This is a genomic window from Sphingomonas glacialis (assembly GCF_014653575.1).
Taxonomy (GTDB): domain Bacteria; phylum Pseudomonadota; class Alphaproteobacteria; order Sphingomonadales; family Sphingomonadaceae; genus Sphingomonas; species Sphingomonas glacialis.
Map to the genome: position 1 here is coordinate 581,444 of NZ_BNAQ01000002.1, position 12,890 is coordinate 594,333.

17 protein-coding genes are annotated in these 12,890 nt (G+C 68.9%); 11 read left to right on the forward strand and 6 right to left on the reverse strand.

The window, feature by feature from the left end:
• Positions 1 to 11: 11 nt before the first annotated feature.
• The 4 genes from mce to IE187_RS09420 all read right to left on the reverse strand — a co-directional run bounded on the left by mce (position 12) and on the right by IE187_RS09420 (position 2,781).
• The gene (gene mce, locus IE187_RS09405) at positions 12 to 428 is read right to left on the reverse strand and encodes a methylmalonyl-CoA epimerase (RefSeq protein ID WP_133192191.1); all 417 of its coding nucleotides are present in this window, start codon (positions 426 to 428) and stop codon (positions 12 to 14) included.
• 28 nt (positions 429 to 456) lie between these two features.
• Positions 457 to 1,011 carry a hypothetical protein gene (locus IE187_RS09410; protein ID WP_229839323.1) on the reverse strand — a complete coding sequence of 185 codons (555 nt, stop codon included), beginning with the start codon at positions 1,009 to 1,011 and terminating at the stop codon, positions 457 to 459.
• The gene (gene cobS, locus IE187_RS09415) at positions 1,011 to 2,033 is read right to left on the reverse strand and encodes a cobaltochelatase subunit CobS (RefSeq protein WP_189676010.1); all 1,023 of its coding nucleotides are present in this window, start codon (positions 2,031 to 2,033) and stop codon (positions 1,011 to 1,013) included. The genes IE187_RS09410 and cobS overlap by 1 nt, the downstream gene beginning before the upstream one ends.
• Before the next feature lie 70 nt (positions 2,034 to 2,103).
• Complete coding sequence (locus tag IE187_RS09420) at positions 2,104 to 2,781, reverse strand: winged helix-turn-helix transcriptional regulator (protein WP_229839324.1); 678 nt, start codon at positions 2,779 to 2,781, stop codon at positions 2,104 to 2,106.
• A gap of 80 nt (positions 2,782 to 2,861) precedes the next feature.
• Between IE187_RS09420 and IE187_RS09425 the strand changes: the two genes are divergently transcribed.
• From IE187_RS09425 to IE187_RS09435, 3 genes are read left to right on the forward strand one after another with little or no spacing between them, the layout of a single operon-like run.
• A complete protein-coding gene (locus IE187_RS09425) occupies positions 2,862 to 3,293 on the forward strand; it encodes a VOC family protein (protein ID WP_189676012.1) in 432 nt (143 codons plus the stop codon).
• Between the two features lie 25 nt (positions 3,294 to 3,318).
• Positions 3,319 to 3,972 (forward strand): glutathione S-transferase family protein, encoded by a 654-nt coding sequence (locus IE187_RS09430; RefSeq protein WP_189676013.1) that lies wholly within the window; start codon positions 3,319 to 3,321, stop codon positions 3,970 to 3,972.
• 13 nt (positions 3,973 to 3,985) lie between these two features.
• Positions 3,986 to 4,762 (forward strand): VOC family protein, encoded by a 777-nt coding sequence (locus tag IE187_RS09435; RefSeq protein WP_189676014.1) that lies wholly within the window; start codon positions 3,986 to 3,988, stop codon positions 4,760 to 4,762.
• Between the two features lie 24 nt (positions 4,763 to 4,786).
• On the opposite strand, the gene IE187_RS09440 is transcribed toward IE187_RS09435, so the two are convergent.
• A complete protein-coding gene (locus IE187_RS09440; RefSeq protein ID WP_133191794.1) occupies positions 4,787 to 5,407 on the reverse strand; it encodes a J domain-containing protein in 621 nt (206 codons plus the stop codon).
• Positions 5,408 to 5,447: 40 nt separating this feature from the next.
• On the opposite strand from IE187_RS09440, the gene IE187_RS09445 reads away from it, so the two are divergent.
• The 5 genes from IE187_RS09445 to IE187_RS09465 all read left to right on the forward strand — a co-directional run bounded on the left by IE187_RS09445 (position 5,448) and on the right by IE187_RS09465 (position 8,838).
• Positions 5,448 to 5,762 (forward strand): BolA family protein, encoded by a 315-nt coding sequence (locus tag IE187_RS09445; RefSeq protein ID WP_189676015.1) that lies wholly within the window; start codon positions 5,448 to 5,450, stop codon positions 5,760 to 5,762.
• On the forward strand, positions 5,759 to 6,490 hold the full coding sequence (locus IE187_RS09450) for a glutathione S-transferase (RefSeq protein WP_189676016.1): 732 nt from the start codon (positions 5,759 to 5,761) through the stop codon (positions 6,488 to 6,490). Before IE187_RS09445 ends, IE187_RS09450 begins: the two co-directional genes overlap by 4 nt.
• Positions 6,487 to 6,930, forward strand: coding sequence for an NUDIX hydrolase (locus IE187_RS09455; RefSeq protein WP_189676017.1), 444 nt, complete (start codon positions 6,487 to 6,489; stop codon positions 6,928 to 6,930). Before IE187_RS09450 ends, IE187_RS09455 begins: the two co-directional genes overlap by 4 nt.
• Positions 6,927 to 7,829, forward strand: coding sequence for a pirin family protein (locus IE187_RS09460; RefSeq protein ID WP_189676018.1), 903 nt, complete (start codon positions 6,927 to 6,929; stop codon positions 7,827 to 7,829). Before IE187_RS09455 ends, IE187_RS09460 begins: the two co-directional genes overlap by 4 nt.
• 121 nt (positions 7,830 to 7,950) lie before the next feature.
• The gene (locus IE187_RS09465; protein WP_189676019.1) at positions 7,951 to 8,838 is read left to right on the forward strand and encodes an alpha/beta fold hydrolase; all 888 of its coding nucleotides are present in this window, start codon (positions 7,951 to 7,953) and stop codon (positions 8,836 to 8,838) included.
• A 145-nt stretch (positions 8,839 to 8,983) separates the two neighbouring features.
• On the opposite strand, the gene IE187_RS09470 is transcribed toward IE187_RS09465, so the two are convergent.
• Positions 8,984 to 10,084: a DUF2332 domain-containing protein gene (locus IE187_RS09470; protein ID WP_189676020.1), complete on the reverse strand. Its 1,101-nt coding sequence runs from the start codon at positions 10,082 to 10,084 to the stop codon at positions 8,984 to 8,986.
• Between the two features lie 63 nt (positions 10,085 to 10,147).
• Between IE187_RS09470 and hisG the strand changes: the two genes are divergently transcribed.
• The 3 genes from hisG (at position 10,148) to nusB (ending at position 12,888) form a co-directional block, all read left to right on the forward strand.
• A complete protein-coding gene (hisG, locus tag IE187_RS09475; RefSeq protein ID WP_133191786.1) occupies positions 10,148 to 10,810 on the forward strand; it encodes an ATP phosphoribosyltransferase in 663 nt (220 codons plus the stop codon).
• Between the two features lie 46 nt (positions 10,811 to 10,856).
• The gene (hisD, locus tag IE187_RS09480) at positions 10,857 to 12,143 is read left to right on the forward strand and encodes a histidinol dehydrogenase (protein ID WP_189676021.1); all 1,287 of its coding nucleotides are present in this window, start codon (positions 10,857 to 10,859) and stop codon (positions 12,141 to 12,143) included.
• Positions 12,144 to 12,417: 274 nt separating this feature from the next.
• Entirely contained in the window at positions 12,418 to 12,888 is a 471-nt protein-coding gene (gene nusB / locus IE187_RS09485; RefSeq protein WP_133191784.1) for a transcription antitermination factor NusB, read from the forward strand.
• Positions 12,889 to 12,890: the final 2 nt, after the last annotated feature.

The following is a 12,890-nucleotide window of genomic DNA, read 5'->3' on the forward strand; positions in this document are numbered from 1 at the left end:
CCAGCGCCACGCTAGCCGTGCGCCGGCGTCTCCATCAGCTCGACCAGCAGCCCGCCCATGTCCTTGGGATGGACGAAAACGATCGGCGTGCCATGCGCGCCGATCCGCGGGGTCCCGAGCACGGTCGCACCCTTGGCCTTCAAATCGGCGACCGCGACCTGGATGTCGGGCACCTCGAAACAGACGTGATGCTGCCCGCCCGCCGGGTTCTTGCGCAGGAACCCCGCGATCGGCGAGGTCTCGTCATACGGCTCGATCAGCTCGATCTGCGTGTTGGGCGTGTCGATGAAGCAGACCTTCACGCCTTGCGCGGGCAGGTCGAACGGCTCCCCGATCTGCGTCGCGCCGAGCAGATCGCGGTACAGCGCGATCGAGCGTTCGATCGAGGGCGTCGCGACGCCGACATGGTTGAGGCGCCCAAGCGTGATGGCGGCGGAATCGGTCATCGTAACGGCCTTATTCGTCTTCGGGAGCAGGGGCTTTCTTGGCCGTCGCCGGATCGGCGGGCACGCGCGTCGCGGGTGCCAAGACGCGCGCCGGCGCCTTGCCGAATTCATAGCCGCACGCCGAAAGCACTTGCCGGATCGGTGCTGGCCCCGGTCCGACAAACACCGCATCGACCGGCTTGTTGTCGGGATCGATAACCCGCACGCGGATCGACTTGCCCCCCGCGATCATCGCCGCGAGGTTGGTGACGACGACATCGTCGCTGATGAACGCGCCGCTCCCCGGGAACTGCCAGTTGGTGCCGAGCCAGCCGCCGTCATCGACGTTGATCGACACCGGCCGCGGCAACGCGGCGGCAAAGCCGGCCTTCGGGATGAACTGGAGCGAGACGATCTTCTCGCCCGTCGTGTCGCAGCGCACCACGAGCCGCGCGCTGTTGTCGGTCGACCAGGCCGAGCTCGAGGTCGCGATCGTCTTGCCGCTCGGGCGCGTCTGCACCGCCCAGGGTGCTGGCGTCGCCGGAGCGACGGGCGCTGCCGCCTGGAGCAGGAGCAGCGCCATCATCACTTTGCGCCGGCCTTGGGGGCTGCGCCGACGACGCTCTCGGGCAGATCCTTGCCGAACACGCGCTGGTAATATTCCGCGACCAGGCTGCGCTCGGTTTCGTCGCACTTGTTGAGGAACGACAGCCGGAAGGCGAAGCCGACATCGCCGAAGATCAGCGTGTTCTGCGCCCAGGTGATAACGGTCCGCGGGCTCATCACGGTCGAGATGTCGCCGTTCATGAAACCACGGCGCGTGAGGTCGGCCACGCGCACCATGTTGTCGACTTGGCGTTTGCCCTCGGGCTGGTCATACTCGCCCGACTTGGCGAGCACGATCTGCGCCTCGACGGCAGCGGGCAGATAGTTGAGCGTGACGACGATGTTCCAGCGGTCCATCTGGCCCTGGTTGATCTGCTGCGTGCCATGGTACAGGCCCGACGTATCACCGAGCCCAACCGTGTTGGCGGTGGCGAACATGCGGAAGAACGGGTTCGGGCGGATCACGCGATTCTGGTCGAGCAGCGTCAGCTTGCCCTCGGTCTCGAGCACGCGCTGGATCACGAACATCACGTCGGGGCGGCCCGCGTCATATTCGTCGAACACGAGCGCGGTCGGCGTCTGCAGCGCCCACGGCAGCAGACCCTCCTTGAATTCGGTGACCTGCTGGCCGTCCTTGAGCACGATCGCATCGCGGCCGACGAGATCGATGCGGCTGATATGTGCGTCGAGGTTGATGCGGATGCACGGCCAGTTGAGGCGTGCCGCGATCTGCTCGATATGCGTCGACTTGCCGGTGCCGTGATAGCCCTGCACCATCACGCGGCGGTTGAACGCGAAGCCCGCGCAGATCGCGAGCGTCGTGTCCTTGTCGAAGACATAGGCCGGGTCGAGATCGGGCACGCGCTCGTCGGCGAGCGAGAAGGCCGGGACTTCCATGTCCGAATCGATCCCGAACAGGTCGCGGACTTTCTTCATCTGGTCGGGCGCGTCGAGGATCGTCGTCTCGCGGCTGTCGGGCTGGGTGTTCGGAATCGTGGTCATGCTGAAAATGCTCTGCAAGAAGGTCGCCCCTCCCTAGCCGGTCGGATCGCGCCAAGTCGAGACGCGAGTTTCACGCAATCGTGGGGGGCAGCGCAAACAGCGTGCAGAAATGCGCCGCACGCGCCACATCGCCGCTGACCGAAAGCCGCCCGCCCGCGACCACCTCGGCGAGCGGCGTCGTACCGAACAGCGCCGGCAGGAACGCGTTGGGCTCGCCGGCCAGCACCGCGTCCGCCTGCGCGATTCCATCGCGGACAAGGGTCAGACCGCCATCGCCGATCGCCGCCACATACCGCTCGTTCCCCAGCGAAAATCCGATCCGCGCGGCAAAGCCCTCCGCTTTTGCGGGATCGAACATCATCCGCAACGCAAGCATCAGCGCGACGCGCGAGAACGGCAGCGACGGGTCGTGCGCGGGCGAACGCAGCGCCCAGCGGCCGAGCGCCATGACGATCGGCTCGGCCTCATACCCCCACGGCGTCAAGGCATAGACCTGCACATTGGCCGGCGGCGGCAGCGTCTCGCGCGTCAGCACGCCCGCCGCCTCGAGCCCCTGCAGCCGCTGCGTCAGCACGTTCGCGCTCAGCCCCGGCAATCCGCTGCGGATCTCGCCGAAGCGCCGCGGGCCGAGCAGCAACTCGCGGATCACCAGCAGCGACCAGCGCTCGCCGACGAATTCGAGCGCGAGCGCGGTGCCGCACGCATCGTCATACCAGCGCTTGATTGTCCCATCAGGTGCATCAGTCACTTTTTCTAACTTCATAGTTGCATTTCGTAACCGTCGGCAGCATCCTTTGCAAACGTCGAATCGCACCGGAGAGTGACGCCATGACACAGCGGATCTTCATCAGCCTGCCGGTTGCCGACGTCGCGGCGTCCACCGCCTTTTACGAGGCGATCGGCTGCACCAAGAACCAAGCCTTCTCCAGCGATGCCGCCGCCTCGATGGCGTGGTCCGACACCATCACCTTCAACCTGCTCAGCCACCCGGTCTATCGCGGCATCTCACCCAAGCCGCCGGGCGATGCGCGCGCGACCGGCGGCCCGCTCTTCGCGCTGGCGCTCGATTCGCGCGAAGCAGTCGATGCCTTCGCCGCCGCCGCGATCGCGGCGGGCGGACGCGAAGTCCACGGCGCCGAGGACGAAGGCTTCATGTATTCGCGCGGTGTCGAGGATCCTGACGGCCACGGCGTCGGGCCGTTCTGGATGGACGCGGCGGCCGCGCCCGCCGCGCCTCCCGAGGCGGCACTCGCCGACTGATCCGGCCAATCGAGGAGCGCTATCGATGACTCCGACCATCACCACCTTCGCCTGGGTACCCAAATTTGCGCGCGGCCAGGTCCGCGATCTTCGCGCACGCTGGGCGTTCGAGGAAATTGGCGAGCGCTACACGGTCGACCTGATCCGCGACGCCAAGACGCCCGAGTATCGCCGCCTGCAACCCTTCGGCCAGGTGCCGACCTATCGCGACGACGGCGTCGCGCTGTTCGAATCGGGCGCGATCGTGCTGCACATGGCGCGCCGCGGCGCGGGGCTGCTCCCCGACGATGCCGCGGGCCGCGCGATCGCCGAGCAATGGGTCATCGCCGCGCTCAATTCGGTCGAGCCGGCGGTGATGGATCTGGTGCGCTGCGACCTGTTCGAGGCCGACAAGCCGTGGTCGGCGCAACGCCGCCCGAGCGTCCTGGAAACGGCGCGCGCGCGGCTCGGCGGGGTGGCGATGGCGCTCGGCGACCAGCCCTATCTCGGCGGCGACGCCTTCACCGTCGGCGACCTGATGATGGCAGCAGTGTTGCGCATCGGTCCGACCGACGAACTGTTCGAAGGCCTCCCGACGCTCGCCGCCTATCTCGCGCGCTGCACCGCGCGGCCCGCCTTCGAACGCGCGCTCGCCGACCAGCTCGCGGTGTACGCCGAGCAAGCCGTCCCCGCCGTATGAGGAAGCCCGAGCGATGACCAACCTGCATGGCACGCCGATCTGGTACGAATTGGTGAGCGCCGATCCGCCCGCGTCGAAAGCGTTCTACGATCATGTCATCGGCTGGCAGATCGGCGAACCCGCCCCCGACATGGACTATCGCATGATCGAGACCGGCCACGGACTCGTCGGTGGCGTGATGCGGCTCACGCCCGAAATGGCTGCCGGCGGGGCAAAACCTGGCTGGCTGTTCTACATCGGAGTCGACGATGTCGATGCCTCGGCCGAGGCGATCAACGCCGCCGGCGGCGCGGTCCTCATGGGCCCGTGGAGCATCCCCGGCGTCGGCCGTATGGCGGTGGTCACCGATCCGCAGGGCATTCCGTTCTACATCATGCGCGGCGACAGCGACAAAGACAGCACCGCCTATGACCGCAGCGGCATGGGCAAATGCAACTGGAACGAGCTGATCACCCCCGATCAGGACGCCGGCGACGCCTTCTACCGCCACATCTTCCACTGGAGCTATCTCGACGTGATGCCGATGGGCCCGATCGGCGAGTACCGCTTCATCGCGGTCGGCGAGCAGACCTTCGGCGCGACGATGCGGCATTCCGGCGAAGCGCGGCACCCCGGCTGGCGCTTCTATTTCCGCGCGCCCGATATCGAGGCCGCCGCCGTGCGCGTGGCCGAGGCGGGCGGCAGCGTCCTGTCGGGTCCGATGGACGTGCCCGGCGGCGACCGCATCATCGTCGCGAGCGATCCGCACGGCGTCGTGTTCGGCGTGGTCGGTCCGGGGGCGGCGGGCTGAGCGTCGCGATCGCGCCCGGCCGCATCACGCGAACGCCGGTGCGCCCTTCAGCTGCGTATAGGCGGCAATCACCTCCTGCAGCTTGGTCTCGAAACCGCGGTCCCCGCCGTTGCGATCGGGATGATATTTGCGCACCAGCTCGGCATAGCGCTCGCGCAACCCCCGCCGGTCGACATCCGCTGCCAGCCCGAGCACCTTGAGCGAGCGCCGGTCGACCTCCGACAACGGCCGCCCGTCCTTGCGCGCCGGCTCGGCCGCGCGCCGGAAGCGCGCGCCGATCGCATCGAGCGGATCGCTGAAATCGCCCCATTTCGGCGGCACGTCGGCGCCCGAATGCGCAAAGGCACGCGTCTCGCGCTCCCATCCGGCGAACGGGCGCTGCTGCGCGTGGATTTCCTCGGCGCTCATGCCCGTGAAGAAATTGTAGCGCGCATTGAACGCGCGGACATGATCGAGGCAGAACCAGCGATACGGCCGCGGCCCATCGCCGCTCATCCGCGGCGAATCGCCTGCGGGCGCGCGGAATTCACCCGCTTCGTCGCACCCCGGTTCCTCGCACACGCGCCCGGTCCCCTCGACCCGGCCGTGGAAGCGCGGGGCGGGCCGCTCTCTCGCGCCATCTTTCTTGTCGTCCTCGCGCGCCACGCGGGGCTCCCTAACTGCAAAAACGGCCTATATAGGCGCGATGACCGACCCTGCCACCGCCCCCGCCCCGATTCCTGGCGCACCCCCGCGCCCGCTCGTCGATGAGATCCGCGAGCGCCTGGTCGTCGCGCTCGATCCGATCGCGCTCGACGTGTCGAACGACAGCGCCCAGCATGCCGGCCATCTCGGCGACGACGGCACCGGCGAATCGCATTTCAGCGTGAGCGTCGAATCGCCCGCCTTTGCCGGCCTGTCGCGCGTCGCGCGGCAGCGCCTCGTCAACACCGCGCTCGCCGATCTGCTGCGCGACCGGATCCACGCGCTGGCGATCCGCGCACGGGCGCCGGGCGAATGAGCGCGCGCTACAAGCTGTGGTACTGGTCCGATCTGCAGGGGCGCGGCGAGTTCGTCCGGCTCGCGCTCGAAGCGGCGGGGATCGGCTATGACGATTGCGCGCGGCAGCACGGCGCCGAGGCGCTGCTCGACGACATGGAACGCCACGCGGCGGCGCGCGGGCCGTTCGCGCCGCCCTATCTGGAACTCGACGGAATGGTGATCGCGCAAGTCGCCAACATTCTGCTCTACCTCGGCGACCAGCACCATATCGGGGGCGCAACAATCGCCGACCGGCTGTGGCTCAATCAGCTCCAGCTGACGATCGCCGATGTCGTCGCCGAGGCGCACAACGTCCATCACCCGCTCGACGGCAACGCCTATTACGAGGACCAGCAGGACGCCGCACTGATCGCCGCGGCCGCGTTTCGCGAAGATCGCATCCCCAAGTTCCTCGGCTATTTCGAACGCGCGGCGGAGGCCAATCCCGGCGAATGGCTGATCGGCGATCGCTGGAGCTATGGCGACACCTCGCTGTTCCAGCTGGTCGAGGGCCTGCGCTACATGTTCCCCAAGCGGATGGCGGCGATCGAGGGCGCGTATCCGGCGGTGCTCCGCATCCACGATCAGGTCGCCGCGCTGCCGGGTATCCGTGCCTATCTCGAGAGCGACCGGCGCATCGCGTTCAACGAGCAGGGCATCTTCCGCCACTATCCCGAGCTCGACGTCGCCGGAGACAAGCGGGCATGAGCCGCGTCCCCCGCCCGGCGGCGCGCATCCTGCTGCTCGACGAAGCCGATCGCGTGCTGCTGTTCCGCTTCGATCCCGACGATCGCCCGCCCTTCTGGTGTACGCCGGGCGGCGCGGTCGATCCCGGCGAGAGCTATGAAGCCGCCGCGCGCCGCGAGCTGCGCGAGGAGACCGGGCTAGAGCTCGATTGCGGGCCGCAAGTGCTGCAACGCCATGTCGAGTTCCTGACGATCGAGGGCGTCGAGGTCAGCGCCGACGAGCGCTATTTCCGCGTCCGCGCGCCGCACGATGCGGTCGACACGAGCGGCCACACCGCGCTCGAACAGCGGGTGATGACGCGCTTCCACTGGTTCACGCGCGCCGAACTCGCCGCCGCCACCGAACCCTATTTCCCCGAGGATCTCCCCGCGATCCTCGACGCGCTGGAGGGCTCCGAATGACCAACGACGACCTCATCCTGCAGACGATCACGCCCGTCACGCACGACCTCGGCGGCTTCAAGGTCCACCGCACGCTCCCCTCGCGACCGCGCACGATGGTCGGGCCGTTCATCTTCTTCGACCAGATGGGCCCGTCGCGGCTCGGCATGGGCGAAGGGATCGACGTGCGCCCGCACCCGCACATCAACCTGTCGACCGTCACTTATCTGTTCGGCGGCGCGCTAGGCCACCGCGATTCGCTCGGCAGCGACGTCGTGATCGAGCCCGGCGCGGTCAATCTGATGACCGCGGGGAACGGCATCGTCCATTCCGAGCGCACCCCCGACGCGGCGCGCGCCGACGGCCCCGAGCTATCGGGCATCCAGACCTGGCTCGCCATGCCCGAGCAGGACGAGGAGATGTCGCCCGCGTTCGAGCATGTCGCGCGCGCCGATCTGCCGACGGTCGAAGCGTCGAACGCCCGCGCACGCGTCGTGATGGGGAGTCTCTGGGGCGCGACCGCACCGACCACGACCTATGCCGAGACGATCTACGCCGACATCGTGCTCGACGCGGGCGGATCCATTCCGATCGATGCGGAGGCCGACGAACGTGCGCTCTACATCGCGCTCGGCGAGGCTACGCTCGACGGCATGACGCTCGAACCGATGACGCTCTACGTGCTCAAGCCCGGCACCGCGGCGACGCTTCGCTCGACGACGGGCGCGCGCGCGATGCTGTGCGGCGGCGAGGCGTTCACCACGCCGCGCCACGTCTGGTGGAACTTCGTCTCCTCGAGGCGCGATCGGATCGACGAAGCCAAGCGCGCCTGGACCGCGGGCGAGTTTCCGAAAGTGCCCGGCGACGACAAGGAATGGATTCCGATTCCGGCCATTCCCAAGACGGTCAGCTATCCGTAATGCCTCTCCCCTCCCGCTTGCGGGAGGAGCTGGGGGTGGGCTCGCGCTTTCGAAACGAACCGCACGTGGAGGCCGGGCGCCCACCCCCGACCCCTCCCGCAAGCGGGAGGGGAGTATCAAAATGACCGCCTTCACCCTGAACCGAATCGCCCTCCCCACCGGCGTCGAGCTCGATGTCGCCACCGCCGGCAACCCTGCGCACCCGCCGATCCTCCTGCTCCACGGCTTCCCCGAATCGCACCGCACCTGGCGCCACGTCATCCCGCAGCTCAGCGCCGATCATTTCGTCATCGCCCCCGACCAGCGCGGCTTCGCGCGGTCTTCCAAGCCCGCCGCGATTGGCGACTACACCCCCGACAAGATGGTCGCCGACTTGCTCGCGCTCGCTGACCATTTCGGGCTGACCACCTTCACGCTCGTCGGCCACGACTGGGGCGGCGCGATCGCCTGGATGGCGGCGTTGCAGAACCCCAGCCGCATCACCCGCCTCGTCATCGTCAACGCGCCGCACCCCTTCGTCTTCCAGCGCACGCTGTTCGACGACATGGCGCAGCGCGAGGCGAGCCAGTACATCACCGCCTTCCGCAATCCCGGGTTCGAGACCTATATCGACAGCATCGGGCTCTCGAATTTCTTCGACAGCAGCTTCCTGCGCCACACCGATTTCTCAAAGATCGCCGATGAAAAGCCGGTCTATCTCGACCAATGGAGCCAACCCGGCGCGATGACCGCGATGCTCAACTGGTACCGCGCGAGCCCGATCCTCGTCCCCGCAATGGACGAGACGCCCTCGCGTCCCGCGTTCCTCGACGGCGCGTTCCCGCCGGTGACGCAGCCGACGCTGGTGGTGTGGGGTCTCGGCGACGCCGCGCTGCTGCCGAGCCAGCTCGACGGGCTCGACACGCTGGTGCCCGATCTCACGCTGGTGAAGGTCGATGCCGGGCACTTCGTCCCGTGGGAAAACCCCGACGCGATCGTCGCCGCGATCCGAGAGTGGGAGGCCACCTAAATCCTCCCCGGCACGGGGAGGGGGACCATTTGCCTCTTCCGGCAAATGGTGGAGGGGGCTCTCCGCGGGCGTTACGCGTGTGGCGGCCCCCCTCCACCACCAGCCTGAAAAAGGCTGGCGGTCCCCCTCCCCGTGCCGGGGAGGATCAAACCCTGACCTGCGCCGCCGCGGGCAACTCCACCAAAGGCGCGGCCCCCGCGCCAGCTCCCGTATCGATCCACGCCCCATGCGCATGGCTCGTCGCCACTGTCGTCCACTCCGCGCCCCCCGGCCACCACCGCGCCCGCACCACCTGGTGCCCCACCGACCGATCGGGCTCCATCGCAACCCAGCCAAGCGGGCGCTCGACCGTCGCACGCGCGCCCGCTGCGGCCATCGCCACGCGCACGCGCTCGGCCACCGGCTCGGGCAGATACTGCCACACCACCGAATGCATCAGCACGCGCGTCACGCCTTCCGCCTGCGGCTCGGCGAGCCGCGCCTCGATCCAGTCGGCCGCATCCGCCCGCGCGAGCGCCACGCCATGCGCGCGCACCATCTCCACCGCCGCGCGCACCCGCGCGAGGCGTTCGGGCGTCTCGGGCCAGACATAGGCCGCAAGCCGCGCCGCCACCGCCGGATCGGTCGCGTCGATCGGCGCGACGTCGCACCCGCGCACCGACACGATCTCGAGCGGCACCGGATCGGGCGGCGGCCCGCTCCAGCGCGGCGTGATCGTCACCGGCGAATCGGCGGGCCCGAATGCCACGCCGCCAAGATCGAAGCGATACCGCCCGATCAGCAGGTTGAGCCCAGCACTCGACCCGATCTCGAGCACCTCCACCCGCGGCCCGCACGCCCGCGCAATCTCGCGCAACCCCAGCAGCAGCGCCGCCGACCGCCCCGGCTCGTTGGTCTGCGGCGGCCCGTCGAGCCACGGCAGCAACGCCGCCTCATGCTCCACCAGCACGCGCTCGATCGTCGCGAGGATAGCGCGCGCATCGGTCACCGCCCCCGAATACACCGCCGCCAACCCGGCATCGCGCCCCGCCTGCACCAACGCGTGAAGCCCCCCGAACAGCCGCAACGGCAGAGCATCGCGCGTCGGCTCGCCCGCCCAGTCGAGCACCCGCGCCCCGATGACCGATCGCCGCGTCAGCCCGTCGACGAGCGCCGCGCACATCCGGGCATAGACCGGCGCGGCATTGGCCTCGCAATACTGCTGCTGGATCCGGAACGCGTCACGATTGGTCTGCTCATCGGCCATGATCGATTTTCTCCGTCGGTCGCGTTGTTGCGCCCACCCCCGCCGCCAAGTAAAGCCCGCGGCATGGCAGACCCGATCATCATCGCCGTCCCCAAGGGCCGCATCCTCGCCGAAGCGATCCCCTTGCTCGAACGCGCCGGAATCGTCCCCGAAGCCGCGTTCAGCGACGAAAACAGCCGCGCGCTGCGCTTCACCACCAACACCCCCGGAATCGACCTCATCCGCGTCCGCGCGTTCGACGTCGCGACCTTCGTCGCGCACGGTGCGGCGCAGCTCGGCATCGTCGGGTCCGACGTGCTCGCCGAGTTCGACTATTCCGAACTCTACGCGCCGGTCGATCTCGGCATCGGCCATTGCCGCCTGTCGGTCGCGGAGCCCGCCGACATGGCCGCGAACGACGATCCGCGCGGCTGGAGCCATGTCCGCGTCGCGACCAAATACCCCCACGTCACCGAAGCGCATTTCGCGCGCCGCGGCGTGTCGGCCGAGTGCGTCAAGCTCAACGGCGCGATGGAGCTGGCGCCGCTGCTCGGCCTCGCGCCGCGGATCGTCGATCTGGTGTCGTCGGGCCGCACGCTGAAAGAGAACGGCCTGGTCGAGGTCGAGGTGATTTGCGAGGTCACCTCGCGGCTGATCGTCAACCGCGCGGCGTTCAAGACGCGCGGCGAAGTCGTACCGCTGGTCGAGGCGTTCCGGCAGGCTGTTGCACAGGAGATGGCGGCATGAGCGCCTTTACGACTCGCCTCGCTGAAAGGGAGGAGGGGAGCATCTTATGATCAAGCTCACCACCACATCGCCCACCTTCGCCGCCGACTTCACCACGCTGGTCAACGCCCGCCGCGAAGCCGATGCCGACGTCGCGCGCGACGTCCGCGCGATCATCGCGCGCGTGCGCGACGAAGGCGATTCCGCGGTCCACGCCTATACGCAGAGCTTCGACCGCCACGATCTCGACGCCACCGGCTGGCAGATCGACCCCAGCGAATGGCGCGCCGCCTATGACGGCCTCGCCCCCGACCTCCGCACCGCGCTCGAGCTCGCGGCAGAGCGCATCGCCACCTATCACGAGAAGCAGAAGCCGCAGGGCACCGACAGCACCGACGCCAACGGCATCCGCACCGGCGCGCGCTGGAACGCGATCGAACATGCCGGGATCTACATCCCCGGCGGCCGCGCGGCCTATCCGAGCTCGGTGCTGATGAACGCGATCCCCGCCAAGGTCGCCGGTGTCGATCGCATCGTCATGGTAACCCCGACCCCCGACGGCGAGGTCAACCCGCTGGTGCTCGCCGCCGCGCACATCGTCGGCGTCGACGAGCTGTGGCGGATCGGTGGCGCGCAGGCGATCGCCGCGCTCGCCTACGGCACCGACCGGCTCCGCCCGGTCGACGTCATCACCGGCCCGGGCAACGCCTGGGTCGCCGAGGCCAAGCGCCAGCTCTACGGCGTCGTCGGCATCGACATGGTCGCAGGTCCGTCCGAGATCGTCGTCGTCGCCGACGGCGAGAACCGCGCCGACTGGATCGCCGCCGATCTGCTCAGCCAGTCCGAGCACGACCCGACCAGCCAGTCGATCCTGTTCACCGACTCGGCCGAATTCGCCGACGCCGTCGCCGCCGCGGTCGACGCCCAGATCGAGACGCTCGCAACGTCGAAGGTCGCGCGCGCGGCATGGGACGCGAACGGCGCGATCATCGTCGTGCGCACGCTGGAAGAGGCGCTCCCACTGGTCGACCGCCTCGCCGCCGAGCATCTCGAACTGGCATGCGACGATCCGCAGGCGCTGTTCGACAAGCTGCGCCACGCCGGCTCGGTGTTCATGGGCCGCCACACGCCCGAGGCGATCGGCGATTATGTCGCCGGACCGAACCACGTGCTGCCGACCGGGCGGCGCGCGCGCTTTGCCAGCGGGCTGTCGGTGCTCGATTTCATGAAGCGCACCAGCTTCCTGCAGCTAGGACCCGAAGGCCTCGCCGCCATCGGCCCGGCCGCAGTAGCGCTGGCGCAAGCCGAAGGCCTCCCCGCCCACGCAAGATCGGTCGCGCTCCGGCTCCGCTAACCTCCTCCCCTCCCTGAAAGGGAGGGGCTGGGGGTGGGTCGGCCTCCCGGGCGCGCGGCGCTCTGACGCAAGCGGTGTCGCCGCCGCATCTATGGCGCGCGTCACGCCCGATTACGGGCCGACCCACCCCCGCCCCTTCCTTCCCGGGAGGGGAGGCTTGCGGGGCAACCCTGCGCGCGCACTGATCCGCCAGCGCCTCCCTTCCCCGAGGAGGTAACAGGCCCCCACACACCAATCTTCCCGTTCCCCGCTTTTTCCCCTATGGCGCCCGCCCATGTCCTCCCACGCCACTCCCCGCACGGCCGCCCGCTCCAAAGCGCGCGCCGCCGCCCGTCTCGCCGCCGTCCAGGCGCTGTACCAGCACGACATGGAAGCGACCCCTGTCGCGCAGCTGCTCAACGAGTTCCACAACCACCGCCTCGGCGCGACGATCGAGGACGCCGAATATGCCGAGCCCGAGGTCGATTTCTTCGACGATGTCGTAAAGGGCACCGAGGCCCGCCTCGCCGAGATCGACACGACGATCGCCGCCAAGCTCGCCAAGGGCTGGAACCTCGCGCGGCTCGACAAGGCGATGCGCGCGATCCTGCGCGCGGGCACCTACGAGCTGCTCGCGCGCGCCGACGTGCCGGTCGGCACCGTCATCACCGAATATGTCGACGTCGCGCACGCCTTCTTCGACAAGCGCGAGGCGGGCTTCGTCAACGGCCTGCTCGACGGTATCGCCAAGGACGTCCGCGCCTGACC

Bases quoted from the DNA above. Each gene is read 5' to 3' on its own strand.
- IE187_RS09430 (WP_189676013.1), top strand. From the start codon at position 3,319: ATGACTCCGACCATCACCACCTTCGCCTGGGTACCCAAATTTGCGCGC.
- nusB (WP_133191784.1), top strand. From the start codon at position 12,418: ATGTCCTCCCACGCCACTCCCCGCACGGCCGCCCGCTCCAAAGCGCGC.
- cobS (WP_189676010.1), bottom strand. From the start codon at position 2,033: ATGACCACGATTCCGAACACCCAGCCCGACAGCCGCGAGACGACGATC.
- IE187_RS09450 (WP_189676016.1), top strand. From the start codon at position 5,759: ATGAGCGCGCGCTACAAGCTGTGGTACTGGTCCGATCTGCAGGGGCGC.
- IE187_RS09425 (WP_189676012.1), top strand. From the start codon at position 2,862: ATGACACAGCGGATCTTCATCAGCCTGCCGGTTGCCGACGTCGCGGCG.
- IE187_RS09470 (WP_189676020.1), bottom strand. From the start codon at position 10,084: ATGGCCGATGAGCAGACCAATCGTGACGCGTTCCGGATCCAGCAGCAG.
- IE187_RS09410 (WP_229839323.1), bottom strand. From the start codon at position 1,011: ATGATGGCGCTGCTCCTGCTCCAGGCGGCAGCGCCCGTCGCTCCGGCG.
- hisG (WP_133191786.1), top strand. From the start codon at position 10,148: ATGGCAGACCCGATCATCATCGCCGTCCCCAAGGGCCGCATCCTCGCC.
- IE187_RS09465 (WP_189676019.1), top strand. From the start codon at position 7,951: ATGACCGCCTTCACCCTGAACCGAATCGCCCTCCCCACCGGCGTCGAG.
- hisD (WP_189676021.1), top strand. From the start codon at position 10,857: ATGATCAAGCTCACCACCACATCGCCCACCTTCGCCGCCGACTTCACC.
- IE187_RS09435 (WP_189676014.1), top strand. From the start codon at position 3,986: ATGACCAACCTGCATGGCACGCCGATCTGGTACGAATTGGTGAGCGCC.
- IE187_RS09455 (WP_189676017.1), top strand. From the start codon at position 6,487: ATGAGCCGCGTCCCCCGCCCGGCGGCGCGCATCCTGCTGCTCGACGAA.
- IE187_RS09460 (WP_189676018.1), top strand. From the start codon at position 6,927: ATGACCAACGACGACCTCATCCTGCAGACGATCACGCCCGTCACGCAC.
- IE187_RS09445 (WP_189676015.1), top strand. From the start codon at position 5,448: ATGACCGACCCTGCCACCGCCCCCGCCCCGATTCCTGGCGCACCCCCG.